Below are 15,764 nucleotides of genomic sequence, written 5' to 3' on the forward strand. Positions count from 1 at the left end.
GGCGGAGCCTCATCCGCTCACGCAACGTTGCGCACCTCCTCGTCAAGCCGCCCGAACCGAACATGGAGCTGATCGGCCTGAAGCGCGATCGCGTCGGCAATCTCTGCCAGTTGGCTCGCTGCCTGCACCACGTCCCGCGAACCCTGCCGCACTTCGTGGGCGGCGACCGTCATTTGCTGCATCTCCGCCTGTACGGCGCCGGCTGCGTTTGCGACGCGCTGGTTCGACACCTCCTGTGTGCACACCGCGCTTTCCATCCGGTCGGCCTGGCGGCCGACATCGCCCGCTAGATCCTCGACCAGCGCCACGCTGGCCAGCACATCCTGCGCGGTGCCGGTAATTTCGCCGAGCTGCTCCTCAATGCGCAGGGCCGCGACTGCCGAGCTGGCCGCCAGCGCCTTCACTTCATTGGCGACGACGGCAAACCCCCTCCCCGCCTCACCGGCGCGCGCCGCCTCGATCGCGGCATTGAGCGCGAGAAGATTGGTCTGGCGGGCAAAGCCGCCGATCAGTTCGACTGCGCTCCCGATCCCCTTCACCACTTCGTTGAGCTGATGTGCGCGCTGCCGATTATGGCTGGAGTGAGAAGTGACCTGCTCGATGAGGTCGCGTGTGGAGGCAACACTTGTTTTCACCCCGCCCGCGAGCGCGAGCAGGCCAACCGTATCCTGCTGCACCTGAGTGATGCGACTCGCCGTCTCTCCGATCGCGCGCGCCGCATCATCGGCACGATCACGCGATTGCGAGGAGGAACTGGCAAGGCGGGAGACCATTTCCCGCATTCCGGTGGATGCTTCGGCAAGTTCCGCGACCAGACCCGACACTGTGTGCCCGAAGCTGGCGAGAATCTGATTCAATCGTTCGTTGCGCATACGATGCGCCTCGGCCGCCTGCTGCTGGCTGGAGCGAAGCCGCTTCTCCGCCTCATGCCGCTCCTCTGCCGCGCGGCGCGCCGCGCGCTCGATATCGTTCGCCGCATCCAGCGCGCGGGCGATCTTTCCAATTTCGTCCTTACGCTCCGTGCCGGGCGCTTTCCCGGAAGCCTCCTTGAGCGCGATAAAATCCACGATGGCGCACAGTGGCTGGACGATACGCGTGCGGGCTGCGCGTGCAAGACACAGACCAGCTGCTCCGACCAGAATCATGAGTACCACAAGTCCCACTTCCGCGACCACATCGACCCGGCGGAGCATGGCCCGCTCGGCTGAGGCCTGCGCGCGCAGATCCGCCGCCCTAGCCGCGAGCTTGCCGACGAAAAGATCAAGCACGCCATAAAAGTGCCCGGAGAGAAAGAAGTCGAGCTGGTCCTGATTACCGTTTTCGAGAATGCGCTGAAGATCGGCCAGAACCCGGTCCGTCTCGCGATGCTCGGCCGCGAAACGGGCGGCGATCCCCGGATTGGCAGCCGTCAGATCCTGCCAGTCCTGCTTTTGCCGCGTCCGCAATTCCGAGAGCGCCTGCGCGCCGCCGGACGCCCCGACATTCCCTGCACGGACTTTGTCCGCAATGCTCCAGCTCGTCTGATATGAGGCGGCGAGCAGCTGGAGCTGGCTCATCGGCGCTATGCGATCATCGACGAGACGGCCGATCACCACCCGGTTAAACGCAAGCACGCCCAGCTGCACCAGAGCGAGCAGCAGGAAGGCGCCGCCAAACGCCAGCAGGATGAGACGCACCTGCGATGCAATGGATTCGCCCATGTTCGCAGGCAAAAGGGCGGAAAAAGGTTTCGATGGGAAAGGCATGATTTCTAAGCGGCCCAATAAGCTTCGCGCGGTGCCGCATCTAGTTACCCATGCTTAACGACATCCTAATCCTAACTCATATTATCTTTGTTTTTCATGTGGATAGCTGTCACAAATCTGTCTTGAAAACGTCACAATGCGACCGCTTGAGCCTCCGATACACACCGGAAGCGGTGCTCCCGCGCGCAACTGGCCGCATTGCCGCCCTCGAAAGCCCAGCCGGGTTGCATCCCCGCGCCGCCCCTGCTAACCGCGCCGCGTGCCGGGGGGCGCTCTGAAGCCGCCCAATGCAGGTACGTCCAGATCGATCGATGGGAAGGGCTCAACGCGCGTGGAGAATAGCGGCGGTATTCAGGCTAGCCTAGGAGGGCGTTACGCAATTGCTCTCTTCGAGCTCGCCCGCGATGGAAAAGCGCTCGATTCGGTGGCGCAGAGCCTCGCGACGCTCAAGGCCGCGATCGCGCAATCGGCTGATCTCAAGGCGCTGACCACCAGCCCGGTCGTCGGCCGTGAAGCCGCCGGGCGCGCAATCAGCGCAGTGGCAACCAAGCTCCGGCTCGATTCGCTCACCACGAAGTTCCTCGGCGTGCTGGCGCATAATCGCCGCCTCTCCCAGACAGGCAGCGTCATCCGCGCATTCGAGACCCTGCTTTCGGCGCACCGGGGCGAAGCCCGCGCTGAAATCACGTCTGCGCATCCGCTCAGCCGGTCGCAGGTGACTGCGCTCGGAACGCAACTCAAGGCGCGCGCCGGTCGCGACGTCGCTCTCGACCTCAAGGTCGATCCCGCCATCATGGGCGGTCTGGTCGTCAAGCTTGGCAGCCAGATGATCGACAGCTCCATCCGTACCAGACTGAACACGCTCGCCCAGGCGATGAAGGGCTGAAGGCTCCGCACAGGGAGCTTCCACGAAAGGCTAAAAAGGCAAGGCAATGGATATCAACGCCGCAGAAATCTCCAAGGTCATCAAGGACCAGATCGCCAATTTCGGCGCCGAAGCGCAGGTTAGCGAAGTCGGCACCGTGCTCAGCGTGGGTGACGGCATCGCGCGCATCCACGGCCTCGACAATGTTCAGGCCGGCGAGATGGTGCAGTTCGCCAATGGCGTGCAGGGCATGGCGCTCAACCTTGAGGCCGACAATGTCGGCGTCGTGATCTTCGGCTCGGACGCCGAGATCAAGGAAGGCGATGTCGTCAAGCGCACTGGCACCATCGTGGACGTTCCCGTCGGCAAGGGCCTGCTCGGCCGCGTGGTCGATGGCCTCGGCAACCCGATCGACGGCAAAGGCCCGATCGTGGCCGAGGGCCGCAGCCGCGTGGAAGTGAAAGCGCCGGGCATCATCCCGCGCCAGTCGGTCAGCGAGCCGGTGCAGACCGGCCTCAAGGCGATCGACGCGCTGGTGCCCGTCGGCCGTGGTCAGCGCGAGCTCATCATCGGTGACCGCCAGACCGGCAAGACCGCTGTCGCCATCGACACCTTCATCAACCAGAAGGGCGTCAACGCGGGCGACGACGAGAAGAAGAAGCTCTATTGCATCTATGTCGCCGTCGGCCAGAAGCGCTCGACCGTGGCGCAGATCGTCCGTCAGCTCGAAGAGAATGGCGCGATGGAATATTCCATCGTCGTGGCCGCCACCGCTTCCGAGCCCGCTCCGCTCCAGTTCCTCGCGCCCTATACCGGCGCTGCGATGGGCGAGTATTTCCGTGACAATGGCATGCATGCCGTGATCGTTTATGACGATCTTTCCAAGCAGGCCGTCGCCTATCGCCAGATGTCGCTGCTGCTGCGCCGCCCGCCGGGCCGCGAAGCCTATCCGGGCGACGTCTTCTATCTGCACAGCCGTCTGCTCGAGCGCGCGGCGAAGATGAACGACAGCCAGGGCGGCGGCTCGCTGACCGCGCTGCCGATCATCGAGACGCAGGCCGGCGACGTGTCCGCCTACATCCCGACCAACGTGATCTCGATCACCGACGGCCAGATCTTCCTTGAGACCAACCTCTTCTATCAGGGCATCCGCCCCGCCATTAACGTGGGCCTCTCGGTGTCGCGCGTCGGCTCCGCCGCGCAGACCAAGGCGATGAAGAAGGTTTCCGGCTCGATCAAGCTGGAGCTGGCGCAGTATCGCGAAATGGCGGCCTTCGCCCAGTTCGGCTCGGATCTCGACGCCTCGACGCAGAAGCTGCTCAATCGTGGTGCGCGCCTGACTGAGCTGCTCAAGCAGCCGCAGTTCTCGCCGCTGCCGTTCGAAGAGCAGACGGTCTCGATCTTCGCGGGTACCAATGGCTATCTGGACGCCGTGCCGGTGAAGGATGTGACCCGCTATGAGGCCGCGATGCTGGCGCATATCCGCCACGAGCACGCCGGTATTCTGACCGCGATCCGCGACAGCCGCGATTTCTCGGACGACAGCAAGGCGAAGCTCAAGACCGCGCTCGACGCGTTCGGCAAGACGTTCGCCTGATTGGAAGACTTCGCTTTCCCACCGTCACCCTGAACTTGTTTCAGGGTCCATCTCTCAAGATGGAGTCAGGGCGGTGGGGAAGATGGATGCTGAAACAAGTTCAGCATGACGATGAAAAGGTAGGTTGAGCCACATGGCTTCGCTGAAGGAACTCAAAGGCCGGATCGCCTCGGTCAAATCGACCCAGAAGATCACCAAGGCCAAGCAGATGGTCGCGGCGGCCAAGCTGCGCAAGGCACAGGCGGCCGCTGAGGCCGCTCGCCCCTATGCGCAGCGGCTGGAAGGCGTCGTCGCCAGTCTCGCCGGCAAGGTGAAGGGCGACAGCGCGCCGCGTCTGCTCGCCGGAACCGGCAAGGACGACGTGCATCTGCTGGTCGTCGCCAATGGCGACAAGGGCCTGGCCGGTGCGTTCAACGCCAACATCGTCAAGGCGGCGATCGTCAAGGCCAACGCGCTCATCGCGGCGGGCAAGACGGTCAAGTTCTTCCTGGTGGGCCGCAAGGGCAAAGCCGTGATCGCCCGCACCTTCCCCGGCATGATCGTCGCGGAATATGACACGACGACCGTTCGCGCGCCTGGCTATGACGAGGCGCAGGCGGTCGCGGAACAGATCAGTGGCCTGTTCTTCGAGGGACAGTTCGACGTTGCGACCCTGTTCTACTCGGCGTTCAAGTCCGCGCTCGCGCAGATCCCGACAGAGCAGCAGCTCATTCCGGTCGCAGTTCCGGCAGACGCGCCTGCCACTTCAAACGCGGCGGTCGAGTATGAGCCGGATGAGGAATCGATCCTCGTCGATCTTCTGCCGCGCAACATCGCGATCCAGCTCTTCAAAGCGCTCCTTGAGAATATGGCATCCGAGCAGGGCGCATCGATGACCGCGATGGACAATGCGACGCGCAACGCAGGCGAACTCATCAACAAGCTCACTGTCGAGTATAACCGCAGCCGTCAGGCAGCGATCACCACCGAACTCGTCGAGATCATCGCGGGCGCAGAAGCGCTCTAAAGCAGACAGGCAAGGCGCGGTGACGCGCCGCACGAATTGAGAAGGCAAGGAAGACGATCATGGCAACCGCACCCGAAGCTCCGGCCAAGAAGCCCCGCGCGCCCCGCGCCGCGAAGACGACCGCGACGGCCGCTCCCGTCACCGGCACCAACAATGTCGGCAGCATCGCCCAGGTCATCGGCGCGGTCGTGGACGTCGTGTTCCCTGACGCGCTCCCGGCGATCCTCTCCGCGCTGGAAACCGAGAATAACGGCCAGAAGCTGGTGCTCGAAGTGGCGCAGCATCTGGGCGAGAACACCGTGCGCACCATCGCGATGGATGCCACCGACGGCCTGACCCGCGGGCAGGAAGTGCGCGACACAGGCGCGCAGATTTCCGTGCCGGTCGGCCCCAAGACGCTCGGCCGCATTCTCAACGTCGTCGGCGATCCGATCGACGAGCGCGGCCCGGTTGGCGCCGAGCAGAAGGCGCCGATCCACGCCAAGGCTCCCGAGTTCGTCGATCAGGCGACCGAGGCGGCGATCCTCGTCACCGGCATCAAGGTCATCGACCTGATCGCGCCTTATGCGCGCGGCGGTAAGATCGGTCTGTTCGGCGGTGCGGGCGTCGGCAAGACCGTGCTCATTCAGGAGCTCATCAACAACATCGCCAAGGGCCATGGCGGCGTGTCCGTGTTCGCGGGCGTCGGCGAGCGCACCCGCGAAGGCAACGACCTCTATCACGAGTTCCTCGACGCGGGCGTCATCGCCAAGGACGCGGACGGCAACCCGACGAGCGAAGGCTCCAAGGTGGCGCTGGTCTTCGGCCAGATGAACGAGCCCCCGGGCGCCCGTGCTCGCGTCGCGCTTTCCGGCCTCACCATGGCGGAGTATTTCCGCGATCAGGAAGGGCAGGACGTGCTCTTCTTCGTCGACAACATCTTCCGCTTCACGCAGGCCGGCTCGGAAGTGTCCGCTCTGCTTGGCCGTATCCCTTCGGCCGTGGGCTATCAGCCGACCCTGTCGACCGACATGGGCGCCCTGCAGGAGCGCATCACATCCACCACCAAGGGCTCGATCACCTCGGTGCAGGCGATTTACGTGCCTGCGGACGACTTGACCGACCCGGCGCCGGCCACCTCGTTCGCGCATCTTGACGCGACGACGACGCTGTCGCGCGCCATCTCCGAGCTGGGCATCTATCCGGCAGTCGACCCGCTCGATTCCACCAGCCGCGTGCTGACCCCGGCAGTCGTGGGCGAAGAGCATTATGCCGTCGCCCGCCGCGTCCAGGAGACGCTGCAGAAGTACAAGTCGCTGCAGGACATCATCGCCATTCTGGGCATGGACGAGCTCTCGGAAGAGGACAAGCTGACCGTCGCGCGTGCGCGCAAGATCCAGCGCTTCCTCAGTCAGCCGTTCCACGTCGCTGAGGTCTTCACGGGTATTCCGGGCAAGTTCGTCCAGATCGAGGACACGGTGAAGAGCTTCAAGGCTGTGGTCGATGGTGAGTATGACCATCTGCCGGAAGCCGCCTTCTACATGGTCGGCGGCATCGAGGAAGCGATCGAGAAGGGCAAGAAGCTGGCGGCGGAGGCCGCCTGACTTGATCGCCTGAAGGGATCGGGCTAGCCTCTCCTCCTGCACCCGACAAAAGCCGGGGCAAAGGAGAGGATGCCATGGTCCATTGGCCGATACGGACGCGCGGGCCTCAACGCCCGTTCGTCGTGAAGGAAACGACCCGGGATGTCGTCGCGATCGCGGGGATATTCGGAGGATTGGCGGTCGCTGCACTGGTCGTCGATTTCTGCATCACCTGCGTGATGTTTTAGGAAATCGGCCAGCGCCGGCCGCTGACGCACAGGACAGGTTTGGCGGACATGGCACTGCATTTTGAACTGGTTACCCCGCAAAAGCTCGTTCTCTCGCAGGACGTGCACATGGTCGTCGTGCCTGGCAGCGAGGGCGAGTTCGGCGTGCTGGAAGGTCATGCGCCTTTCATGTCGACGATCAAGGATGGCACGCTGAAGGTCTATGCCACCGCCAATGCCGAGCCGCAGAGCATCGCCATCGAGGGCGGCTTTGCGGAAGTGAGCGAGACAGGCCTCACCGTTCTGGCTGAGCGGGCAGAATAAGGCGATTGTCCGCGATCGGCAACGATCGCAGCAGCAGGACTGGCGAGCAGCGCAAGCCCCTGCCAGCTATTTTCAAAGGGAGCGAAAGTCCTCAACGAGCCTGGAAATGGTCCGTTTTTTTCTTCTAGAGCATTTTCGGGCGGAAAACCGGTTCCCACTTTTCCTGAAAATGCCAGGATTCCTACGATTGAGCATTTTCGGGCGGAAAACCGGTTCCCACTTTTCCTGAAAATGCTCTAGGTGCCCGGCATGACCGACATGGCCCGCATCCGTAATTTCTCCATCATTGCTCACATCGACCATGGCAAGTCGACGCTCGCCGACCGGCTGATCCAGCGCACGGGCGGACTGTCCGACCGCGAGATGACCGCCCAGGTCCTCGATAACATGGACATCGAGAAAGAGCGCGGCATCACCATCAAGGCGCAGACCGTGCGCCTCGACTACAAGGCGAGCGACGGCGAGACCTATGAGCTGAACCTCATGGACACGCCCGGCCATGTCGACTTCGCCTATGAAGTTTCGCGCAGCCTCGCTGCCTGTGAAGGCGCGCTGCTGGTGGTGGACGCGGCGCAGGGCGTGGAAGCGCAGACACTGGCGAACGTCTACCAGAGCATCGAGCATGACCACGAGATTGTGCCGGTCATCAACAAGATCGATCTGCCCGCCGCTGAGCCTGAGAAGGTGAAGGCGGAGATCGAGGACGTGATCGGCATCGACGCCAGCGAAGCCGTTCTCGCCAGCGCGAAGGCCGGCATCGGCATCGACGAGATCCTCGAGGCAATCGTCAAGAAAATCCCCGCTCCGAAGGGCGACCGCGACAAGCCACTGGAAGCGATGCTCGTCGATTCATGGTACGACCCCTATCTCGGCGTTGTGATCCTCGTGCGCGTCATCAACGGCGTGCTGAAGAAGGGCCAGAACATCAAGTTCATGATCGGCGGCACGGAGCATCTGGTCGACCGCGTCGGCTGCTTCCGCCCGAAGATCGAGACGCTACCCGAGCTTGGCCCCGGCGAGATCGGCTTCATCACCGCGCAGATCAAGGAAATCACGCAGACCCGCGTGGGCGACACGATCACCACGGTGAAGAACGGCGCGACCACACCCCTGCCCGGCTTCAAGGAAGTGCAGCCAGTGGTTTTCTGCGGGCTCTTCCCGGTCGATGCGGCGGACTTCGAGAAGCTGCGTGAGAGCATTGCCAAGCTGCGCCTAAACGACGCGAGCTTCTCCTTCGAGATGGAGAGCAGCGCGGCGCTGGGCTTCGGTTTCCGCGCGGGCTTCCTTGGCCTGCTGCACCTCGAGATCATTCAGGAGCGGCTGACCCGCGAGTATGATCTCGACCTCATCACCACCGCGCCCTCGGTCGTCTATCGCATCCAGCTGCGCAAATCGAAAACCGAGGACGCGCGCGAGATCCTGCTGCACAATCCGGCCGACTATCCCGACCCCAGCCGCATCGAGCAGATCGACGAGCCGTGGATCAAGGCGACGATCTACACGCCCGACGAGTATCTGGGCAGCATCCTGAAGCTCTGCCAGGACCGGCGCGGCATCCAGACCGGCCTTACTTATGTGGGCGGGCGCGCACAGGTGAGCTACGAACTGCCGCTCAACGAAGTGGTGTTCGATTTCTACGACCGGCTGAAGTCGATCAGCCGGGGCTATGCCAGCTTCGACTATGAGCAGATCGGCCTGCGTGAGGGCGACCTCGTGAAGATGAGCATCCTCGTCAACAACGAGCCGGTCGACGCGCTCAGCATGATCGTCCATCGCGGCGTCGCCGAGGAGCGCGGTCGCCACATGTGCGAACGGCTGAAGGACCTCATCCCCCGCCACCTCTTCAAGATCCCCATTCAGGCGGCGATCGGCGGTAAGGTGATTGCGCGCGAGACCATCGCGGCAATGCGCAAGGACGTGACCGCCAAATGCTATGGCGGTGACATCACCCGCAAGAAGAAGCTTCTGGAGAAGCAGAAGAAGGGCAAGGCGCGGATGCGCGAATATGGCTCCGTGCAGATTCCGCAGGAAGCCTTCATCGCGGCGCTCAAAATGGGGGACGACAATTGAGCGAGAATAGCGACGACTATGTGTTCGATGAGGCGAGCGGCGAGTGGATGCCCGCCTCTGAGCTTGCCGCCAAGCAGGGCGCGGCGGATGCGGTCGAGGTCCGCGACGCGGTCGGCAATCTGCTGGCCGATGGCGATCAGGTAACCCTCATCAAAGATCTGACCGTGAAGGGCGCGGGGCAGACGCTCAAGCGCGGCACGCTCATCAAGTCGATCCGCCTCACCGGCGACGCGCAGGAAATCGACTGCCGCTATGACGGCATCAAGGGGCTGGTACTGCGCGCCGAGTTCGTGAAGAAGCGCTGAGCTGACATTCAGTTCTGGCGTGTCGATCCGTCCCAAGTCGGCGGCTCAGGAAAAGGACGAGGGCTGATGGCGAAGAATGACGGTGCTCGCTTCGAGCGGCACAAGCAGCCCTGGACGGCGGACGAGCTGACCAAGCTGCGCACCCTCGCGGCCAAGGGCATGGCGCTGAAGGCCATCGCCAAGGCGCTGACCCGCAGCGAGGAAAGCGTGAAGGACCGCGCCAAGGCAGACGGGCTGAAGATCGCGAAGCTGCGGTAGGGCGGCTGGACCCCGCATCAAGTCGGGGGTGACGGCTAGTAAGCCCCTACCCGTCCGGCAGAGCATTGGTGTGATTCAGCCGGTCGATGATTTCGTCCATCGGCTCGACCACGGTGACGCTGCGCCCCTCGCCGAAGCGGATGCGGGTGCCCTCCGACACGCTGGAAATGAACGAGATCTGCGTGGCGTTGACGGCGACGGGCACGCGATCCGTGCTGGTGAACTTGACGAACATGGGCAACTCTCCTGCTTATCTTGTTCGCGTGAGATTAGCCGGTCGCGCGGATTTGACCAGAGCGCTCGACTATACTGTTCCGGGCAGCAATCTCGACCTTTCTCGATCCCCGCTCGAACCGAAGCGGGCCTTTAGAACAGATACCTTGTGATGAGGCCGCGCAGGCACTTCCGCCAGCGGCTTGACCCGAAGGCCGATCCGGCTATTTGTCTGACAAGTCGAAAGAGGAGGATGAGAATGGGCAATGGTTTCGCGCGACTGATGACGCTGGGTCTACTGGCGACGATCGCCGCCGTGCCTGTGAGCGCCCAGCAGCTGCCGGGCAAGGCGCCGGGATCGAACCCGATCATCCGTGACAAGTTCACTGCCGACCCCGCGCCGCTGGTGGTGGGCGACACGCTCTATCTCTACACCGGCCATGACGTCGCCCAGCGCGACGAGATGTTCAACATGCAGGAATGGCTGGTCTATTCCACCAAGGACATGAAGACCTGGACCGATCACGGCGCGATCATGAACGTCAAGGACTTCAAATGGGCGAAGAAGGATGCCTGGGCATCTCAGGCCATCGAGAAGAACGGCAAGTTCTGGTTTTATGCCGCGGTGGAACATGACGCCACCCACCCAGGCAAGGCAATCGCCGTCGCGGTCTCCGACAAGCCGACCGGTCCCTTCGTGGACGCCAAGGGCTCCGCGCTCATCACCAACGAGATGACGCCCAAGGGTACGCACAGCTGGGAAGACATCGACCCAACCGTCTTCACCGACGATGACGGCACGACCTACATCGCCTGGGGCAACCGCCAGGCCTATATCGCCAAGCTGAAGCCCAACATGATCGAGATCGACGGGGAGATCACCGAGATCACGCCGCCGCATTTCGAGGAAGGGCCGTGGATCCACAAGCGCGGCAACATGTACTATCTCACCTATGCCTCGCTCGACCGGACGACGCAGCGCGACGAGCATGTCTCCTATGCGACGGCGCCCTCGATCAACGGGCCGTGGACCTATCGCGGGCTGCTGACCGACGCAGGCAAATACAGCTTCACGATCCACCCCGGCATCGTGGAGTTCAAGAAGAACTGGTATCTCTTCCTGCACAACGCGACGCTGGCCGTGGGCGATCAGAGCGGCGCGATCGGCCGGCGCGCAGTGACGGTGGAGCATCTCTACTACAACCCGGACGGCACGATGAAGCCCGTGGTGCAGACCGTGGAAGGCGTCTCGGTTCCGCCGAAGCCATAAGGCGCGGCGGGTCCAGGCGTAGCGGGCTAAGCGCTCAACGCGCTAATGCTTATCGCGGATGCGTGCGCCGCATCCGCACCAGCGCCTCGTCCAGCGCGGAAAGGAAGCGCGAGCGGTCCGTCTTGCCGAAGGGCGACGGGCCGCCAATGGGATCGCCCACGGCGCCCGCGCGCAGATCCGCCATGATCGCGCGGGTGGCGACCGCGCTGCCGATCGAACTGGTGGTGAAGGGCTTGCCATTGGGCGCGATCACCACGGCGCCGGCCTTGAGGCAACGATCGGCCAGCAGGATGTCGGCAGTGATGCAGATCGCCCCCGCGCCGGCATTCTCGACAATCCAGTCGTCGGCGGCGTCGAACCCATCGGAGACGACGACGCGCGCGATCAGATCATGCGCGGGCACCCGGATCGGGCTGTTGGAGACGATCGTCACCGGGACGGCGTGGCGGAAGGCGACCTTGTAGATCTCTTCCTTCACCGGGCAGGCGTCGGCATCGACCAGAACGCGGATCATGCCGGCAACCCTCAGCCCTTGCCGAAGCCCTTACCCCCAGGCCCGCCTTTGCGCGGCCCCTTATAAGGCCCCTTGCCCGGAGCGCCCTTGCGGAAAGGTGCCGGGCCTTTCTTGGCGAAGGGCTTGGCGGCATGCAGCGTGCTGCGATCGGCCGGGCCGCGCGCATCGTCGCGCTCGCGCTTGCCGGGGCGTGGTGCGTCCGACGGGGCCGGGCCGCGCTCGGCCCGCTCGCCACGGAAGGGACGCGCGCCCTCGTGGCGGGGACCCTCATGCCGGGCACCGTGAGGCGCGCGATCCCGCGAACCGGACGCATTGTCGCGATCATGGCGGATGTGGCGGGGCGCCTCCTGCGGCGGACTCTCAGAAGGCGCGATCTCGACATCGTCCTCGCCGCCTTCTTCCGCTGTGCGGCCCACGGTCGCGAGGAAGCGGGCGGCGACACCGGACTGCACTTCGAAGAAGGTTTCGTTCGCGGTGATGCGGATCGCGCCGATGTCGCTGCGCGTCACATGGCCCCGGCGGCAGAGCAGCGGCAGCACCCAGCGCGGATCGGCATTCTGTCGGCGGCCCATGTTCATGCGGAACCAGGCGCTCCCTTCAAAGCCGGCGCGGGGCGCGCGCGGACCGGCGGCGCCCGTATCGGGCAGCAAATCCTCTGGCTCGGGCAGTGCGCTGCGGTGGACATGGACGAGCGCGGCGGCAATCTCTTCGGGCGTGCGCTCGCTCAGCAGGCGGGCGGCAAGCTCGCGATCCTCCTCGGCCACCTCGACCGGCGCGAGCAGGCGGGTGAGCAGGCGCTCGCTGTCCGCCTTGCGGATCTCTTCGGCGGAGGGCGGCGCGACCCACTCGGCGGGAATACGCGCGCCACGCAGCATGGACTCGACCCGGCGGCGGCGGGGATAAGGCACGAGAAGAATCGCCGTGCCCTTCTTGCCCGCGCGACCCGTGCGGCCAGAGCGGTGCTGCAACGCCTCGGCATCGCGCGGAATCTCGACATGGATGACGAGGCTGAGGCCCGGCAGATCGATGCCGCGCGCGGCCACATCGGTCGCGACACAGACGCGGGCGCGCCGATCGCGCAGGGCCTGAAGCGCATGGTTGCGCTCATTCTGGCTGTGCTCGCCGGAGAGCGCTACCACCGCGAAGCCGCGCTCAGTGAGGCTGGCATGGAGATGGCGCACATTGTCACGCGTGGCGCAGAAGAGGATCGCCGTCTCCGCCTCGTGGAAGCGCAGCAGATTGACGACGACATTCTCGATATCGGCAGGCGCGATCGCCATTGCCTGATAGCTGATGTCGCCATGGCCGCGATCCTCCTCCACCGTGGAGATGCGCAGCGCATCCTGCTGGTAGCGGCGAGCCAGCGCGACAATCGGCTTGGGCATGGTCGCGGAGAAGAGCAAAGTGCGGCGGCCCTCCGGCGTGGCGTCGAGCAGTTCCTCCAGATCTTCGCGGAAGCCCATGTCCAGCATCTCGTCCGCTTCATCGAGCACGACGGCAGCAAGCGCCTGAAGATCGAGCGCGCCACGCTCCAGATGATCGCGCAGGCGACCGGGCGTGCCGACCACGATCTGCGGCCCATAAGAGAGGGCGCGGCGCTCGGCCGAGGGGTTCATGCCGCCCACGCAAGTGGCGACGCGCGCGCCGGTGGCCTGATACAGCCACTCCAGCTCGCGGCTCACCTGCAGCGCCAGCTCGCGCGTGGGGGCGATGACGAGCGCGAGAGGCGTGCGCGAAGGCCGCGCCGTGCCATCCTCGGTCAGCAGATCGCCCGCCATGGCGAGGCCGAAGGCGACCGTCTTGCCCGAGCCGGTCTGCGCGGAGACGACGAGATCGCGCCCCTCCGCCTCAGCATCAATAACGGCGGCCTGCACGGGCGTGGGCGCGGCATAACCACGCGTGGCGAGCGCTTCGGACAGAAGCGCGGGAAGTGTTTCGAAAGTCATGGTCTCTTGCTTTTTGCGTTCCGCGACGAGGGTCAGCGGCGGCAGGGCATTATCGCCCGCTATGTGCGCGCGATAGGCGCCTGCGCAGGATTAAGCAAGGAAAGGTGGGTGGAGGGGGGGGATGGTGGCAGAAAGAGGCCAGGGTCAACGATTTTGTGCCCTTCTCGAAAAGCTCGCCCAATTCGCCTTGCATCTGTCTTGAAACCAACCAGCATGGCCCTCTGATAGGGCCTTTCACGCGGCGGCAACTGCTCTTGAGAATTTAACCTCCAGACTTTTCAATTTTGTCCAGAAAGCGGCCGACCCTTTTCAGTCGATCTTGATATTCTGACCAAGATGACATTTGGGCCGGACTTCCGCGCGGAGTAGAACGATTGAAGCGAATTGCGAACTCATCACCCAATCTGTCACCGACATACCCTAGGGCGCCGTGACTATAATTGTTTTTAGCAATCTGCGGGAGCGGAGTGCTCATCCCTGTATTGTAGGGGCCGGTAAGGTCGGATGCACGCGCAGCTTTAAAAACAGAAGTCCGCTGATCATTCGTAGGAAGCGCGAAAATCGGCCCGTCAGACGTCTCGCGTGGCGGCGCGGTTTCATTGGCGTTTCCTCTGGTAGCGTTCAGAAGCATAACTAGAACCAGCGGCAACTCGATTGGGACCTTAAGCTCCCAGCCCACCACGAATAATCGTAAGCCATCTAAAACGGCTAAGGCTTCTCTCGGCGTCGCTCCCCAATCAGTGAGCAGTTCGCCCGCCAGCTCCACCTGATTTGCTTCGACGGACCGCCCATCGGCCCATAGTGGAGGTGAGCAAAAGGTAATCTCTGTGAAGGGTATCCAAGCAAAGTACTTTACCACCAGTTCCTTTATAGACAGGCGTCTTAGTTCGTAATGCCGAGTAAAAAAACGACGAAGGTAGTCGGCTGCGTTGAATCCCGCTCCATAAACGGCTTTGACGCTCTCAGCGAGTTGGCTGCCATGGAGCGCTATAATGAAGACCACACCGGGAACATCGAAAAGGTGCTTGATTTCCTCGAGTATCCCGATGGCATAACTAGGTCGACACCTATCCAGTTCGTCGATGATGACGAAAATGGGTGAGGTTCGCGAGTCATCCGAAGCGCTGGAAATGCTGGTTGCTAGTTGCCGTAAGCTGCCCTTAAACTTCTCGCGAGATTTCTGCCGGGCACGATACTGATCTAGTAGAGCTCTTCCCGCAGTATCAACCATCTCGCTGACGTCCTCGGCGAGGTTTTCACCCAAATCACGAACTAGTTCACCGGCCTCGCCAGAAAACTGATCGCCTATGTGTCGTGCTACGAGTTTCCCTCCCAAACCAACGACTGCTTTACCCATGATTGGGAGTGCGGCACGCGTAAGCTCCGCCATTTTTCTGCTAATCGTCTTCGACGCGAGAAATGGCTGAAGTGCATCGTCTAGCGCCGCCATGATTGAGACAAGCGGCTCTTGATTGGCATCGTCGATCCACGCGTCCACGAACGCTACTGGATGGTTCAAACCGAGTTGCCGGCGAAATCGGTCCAAAAACCAGCTTTTCCCTTCTCCGTATTTGGAGTCTAGAGCAAGCACGACGGCCTGCTCCCGACCTTGATCGGCGAGGGCTTCACTTTCTGACCTAAGAAATCGCTCCAGCACGCGTGCTTCTGACTGGCGCCGAAGCATATCGCCTTCCCAAATTTTACCGAGGGGATCGCTTTCAGATGCGGTCATCTTTCCTCCGAGCACAGTATCATCTGCAATAGAGCACGGCGCCAAGTTCTCAAAAACTCGGCGGGTGTACTCACATTCTCATTTTGTAGCGATGTTCTGCTCTGATCGCTGCCGCTAACGCGCCCATTCC

15 protein-coding genes are annotated in these 15,764 nt (G+C 63.1%); 10 read left to right on the top strand and 5 right to left on the bottom strand.

All coding sequences use genetic code 11. The features are described 5' to 3' along the window. Positions 1 to 17: 17 nt before the first annotated feature. Positions 18 to 1,700: a methyl-accepting chemotaxis protein gene (locus tag ACNAOH_RS06610; protein WP_443971962.1), complete on the bottom strand. Its 1,683-nt coding sequence runs from the start codon at positions 1,698 to 1,700 to the stop codon at positions 18 to 20. A 376-nt stretch (positions 1,701 to 2,076) separates the two neighbouring features. On the opposite strand from ACNAOH_RS06610, the gene ACNAOH_RS06615 reads away from it, so the two are divergent. The 9 genes from ACNAOH_RS06615 (at position 2,077) to ACNAOH_RS06655 (ending at position 9,959) form a co-directional block, all read left to right on the top strand. Beyond that, positions 2,077 to 2,631, top strand: coding sequence for a F0F1 ATP synthase subunit delta (locus ACNAOH_RS06615; protein WP_443972066.1), 555 nt, complete (start codon positions 2,077 to 2,079; stop codon positions 2,629 to 2,631). 46 nt (positions 2,632 to 2,677) lie between these two features. Continuing rightward, positions 2,678 to 4,207, top strand: a complete 1,530-nt coding sequence (gene atpA, locus ACNAOH_RS06620) for a F0F1 ATP synthase subunit alpha (RefSeq protein ID WP_443971963.1) — start codon at positions 2,678 to 2,680, stop codon at positions 4,205 to 4,207. A 133-nt stretch (positions 4,208 to 4,340) separates the two neighbouring features. Beyond that, the gene (locus ACNAOH_RS06625) at positions 4,341 to 5,213 is read left to right on the top strand and encodes a F0F1 ATP synthase subunit gamma (RefSeq protein WP_443971964.1); all 873 of its coding nucleotides are present in this window, start codon (positions 4,341 to 4,343) and stop codon (positions 5,211 to 5,213) included. A gap of 59 nt (positions 5,214 to 5,272) precedes the next feature. Then, positions 5,273 to 6,796, top strand: coding sequence for a F0F1 ATP synthase subunit beta (gene atpD, locus ACNAOH_RS06630; protein WP_443971965.1), 1,524 nt, complete (start codon positions 5,273 to 5,275; stop codon positions 6,794 to 6,796). A 74-nt stretch (positions 6,797 to 6,870) separates the two neighbouring features. Beyond that, complete coding sequence (locus ACNAOH_RS06635) at positions 6,871 to 7,023, top strand: hypothetical protein (RefSeq protein ID WP_443971966.1); 153 nt, start codon at positions 6,871 to 6,873, stop codon at positions 7,021 to 7,023. A gap of 48 nt (positions 7,024 to 7,071) precedes the next feature. Then, positions 7,072 to 7,326, top strand: coding sequence for an ATP synthase F1 subunit epsilon (locus ACNAOH_RS06640; RefSeq protein WP_443971967.1), 255 nt, complete (start codon positions 7,072 to 7,074; stop codon positions 7,324 to 7,326). Between the two features lie 249 nt (positions 7,327 to 7,575). Next, complete coding sequence (gene lepA, locus ACNAOH_RS06645) at positions 7,576 to 9,396, top strand: translation elongation factor 4 (protein WP_443971968.1); 1,821 nt, start codon at positions 7,576 to 7,578, stop codon at positions 9,394 to 9,396. Between the two features lie 47 nt (positions 9,397 to 9,443). Beyond that, on the top strand, positions 9,444 to 9,701 hold the full coding sequence (locus ACNAOH_RS06650) for an alkylphosphonate utilization protein (RefSeq protein ID WP_443972067.1): 258 nt from the start codon (positions 9,444 to 9,446) through the stop codon (positions 9,699 to 9,701). A gap of 66 nt (positions 9,702 to 9,767) precedes the next feature. After that, positions 9,768 to 9,959: a hypothetical protein gene (locus ACNAOH_RS06655; RefSeq protein WP_443971969.1), complete on the top strand. Its 192-nt coding sequence runs from the start codon at positions 9,768 to 9,770 to the stop codon at positions 9,957 to 9,959. Between the two features lie 46 nt (positions 9,960 to 10,005). Here ACNAOH_RS06655 and ACNAOH_RS06660 read toward each other — a convergent pair whose 3' ends face one another. Further along, on the bottom strand, positions 10,006 to 10,194 hold the full coding sequence (locus ACNAOH_RS06660) for a hypothetical protein (RefSeq protein ID WP_443971970.1): 189 nt from the start codon (positions 10,192 to 10,194) through the stop codon (positions 10,006 to 10,008). A gap of 237 nt (positions 10,195 to 10,431) precedes the next feature. On the opposite strand from ACNAOH_RS06660, the gene ACNAOH_RS06665 reads away from it, so the two are divergent. Beyond that, on the top strand, positions 10,432 to 11,442 hold the full coding sequence (locus ACNAOH_RS06665) for a glycoside hydrolase family 43 protein (RefSeq protein ID WP_443971971.1): 1,011 nt from the start codon (positions 10,432 to 10,434) through the stop codon (positions 11,440 to 11,442). Between the two features lie 49 nt (positions 11,443 to 11,491). Here the strand turns inward: ACNAOH_RS06665 and ACNAOH_RS06670 are convergent, their stop codons facing one another. From ACNAOH_RS06670 to ACNAOH_RS06680, 3 genes are all read right to left on the bottom strand, one after another. Then, positions 11,492 to 11,953 (bottom strand): YaiI/YqxD family protein, encoded by a 462-nt coding sequence (locus ACNAOH_RS06670; protein ID WP_443972068.1) that lies wholly within the window; start codon positions 11,951 to 11,953, stop codon positions 11,492 to 11,494. Between the two features lie 14 nt (positions 11,954 to 11,967). Continuing rightward, the gene (locus ACNAOH_RS06675) at positions 11,968 to 13,902 is read right to left on the bottom strand and encodes a DEAD/DEAH box helicase (RefSeq protein WP_443971972.1); all 1,935 of its coding nucleotides are present in this window, start codon (positions 13,900 to 13,902) and stop codon (positions 11,968 to 11,970) included. A gap of 262 nt (positions 13,903 to 14,164) precedes the next feature. Continuing rightward, positions 14,165 to 15,634: a KAP family P-loop NTPase fold protein gene (locus ACNAOH_RS06680; protein WP_443971973.1), complete on the bottom strand. Its 1,470-nt coding sequence runs from the start codon at positions 15,632 to 15,634 to the stop codon at positions 14,165 to 14,167. Positions 15,635 to 15,764 lie beyond the last annotated feature (130 nt).

The sequence above is a fragment of the Sphingobium sp. CR28 genome, from assembly GCF_052327305.1.
GTDB lineage: Bacteria > Pseudomonadota > Alphaproteobacteria > Sphingomonadales > Sphingomonadaceae > Sphingobium.

What these genes read in the sequence shown, in the direction of transcription:
- ACNAOH_RS06610 (WP_443971962.1), bottom strand. Translation starts at nt 1,700, where the DNA reads ATGGGCGAATCCATTGCATCGCAGGTGCGTCTCATCCTGCTGGCGTTT.
- atpA (WP_443971963.1), top strand. Translation starts at nt 2,678, where the DNA reads ATGGATATCAACGCCGCAGAAATCTCCAAGGTCATCAAGGACCAGATC.
- ACNAOH_RS06625 (WP_443971964.1), top strand. Translation starts at nt 4,341, where the DNA reads ATGGCTTCGCTGAAGGAACTCAAAGGCCGGATCGCCTCGGTCAAATCG.
- atpD (WP_443971965.1), top strand. Translation starts at nt 5,273, where the DNA reads ATGGCAACCGCACCCGAAGCTCCGGCCAAGAAGCCCCGCGCGCCCCGC.
- ACNAOH_RS06635 (WP_443971966.1), top strand. Translation starts at nt 6,871, where the DNA reads ATGGTCCATTGGCCGATACGGACGCGCGGGCCTCAACGCCCGTTCGTC.
- ACNAOH_RS06640 (WP_443971967.1), top strand. Translation starts at nt 7,072, where the DNA reads ATGGCACTGCATTTTGAACTGGTTACCCCGCAAAAGCTCGTTCTCTCG.
- lepA (WP_443971968.1), top strand. Translation starts at nt 7,576, where the DNA reads ATGACCGACATGGCCCGCATCCGTAATTTCTCCATCATTGCTCACATC.
- ACNAOH_RS06650 (WP_443972067.1), top strand. Translation starts at nt 9,444, where the DNA reads ATGCCCGCCTCTGAGCTTGCCGCCAAGCAGGGCGCGGCGGATGCGGTC.
- ACNAOH_RS06655 (WP_443971969.1), top strand. Translation starts at nt 9,768, where the DNA reads ATGGCGAAGAATGACGGTGCTCGCTTCGAGCGGCACAAGCAGCCCTGG.
- ACNAOH_RS06660 (WP_443971970.1), bottom strand. Translation starts at nt 10,194, where the DNA reads ATGTTCGTCAAGTTCACCAGCACGGATCGCGTGCCCGTCGCCGTCAAC.
- ACNAOH_RS06665 (WP_443971971.1), top strand. Translation starts at nt 10,432, where the DNA reads ATGGGCAATGGTTTCGCGCGACTGATGACGCTGGGTCTACTGGCGACG.
- ACNAOH_RS06675 (WP_443971972.1), bottom strand. Translation starts at nt 13,902, where the DNA reads ATGACTTTCGAAACACTTCCCGCGCTTCTGTCCGAAGCGCTCGCCACG.
- ACNAOH_RS06680 (WP_443971973.1), bottom strand. Translation starts at nt 15,634, where the DNA reads ATGACCGCATCTGAAAGCGATCCCCTCGGTAAAATTTGGGAAGGCGAT.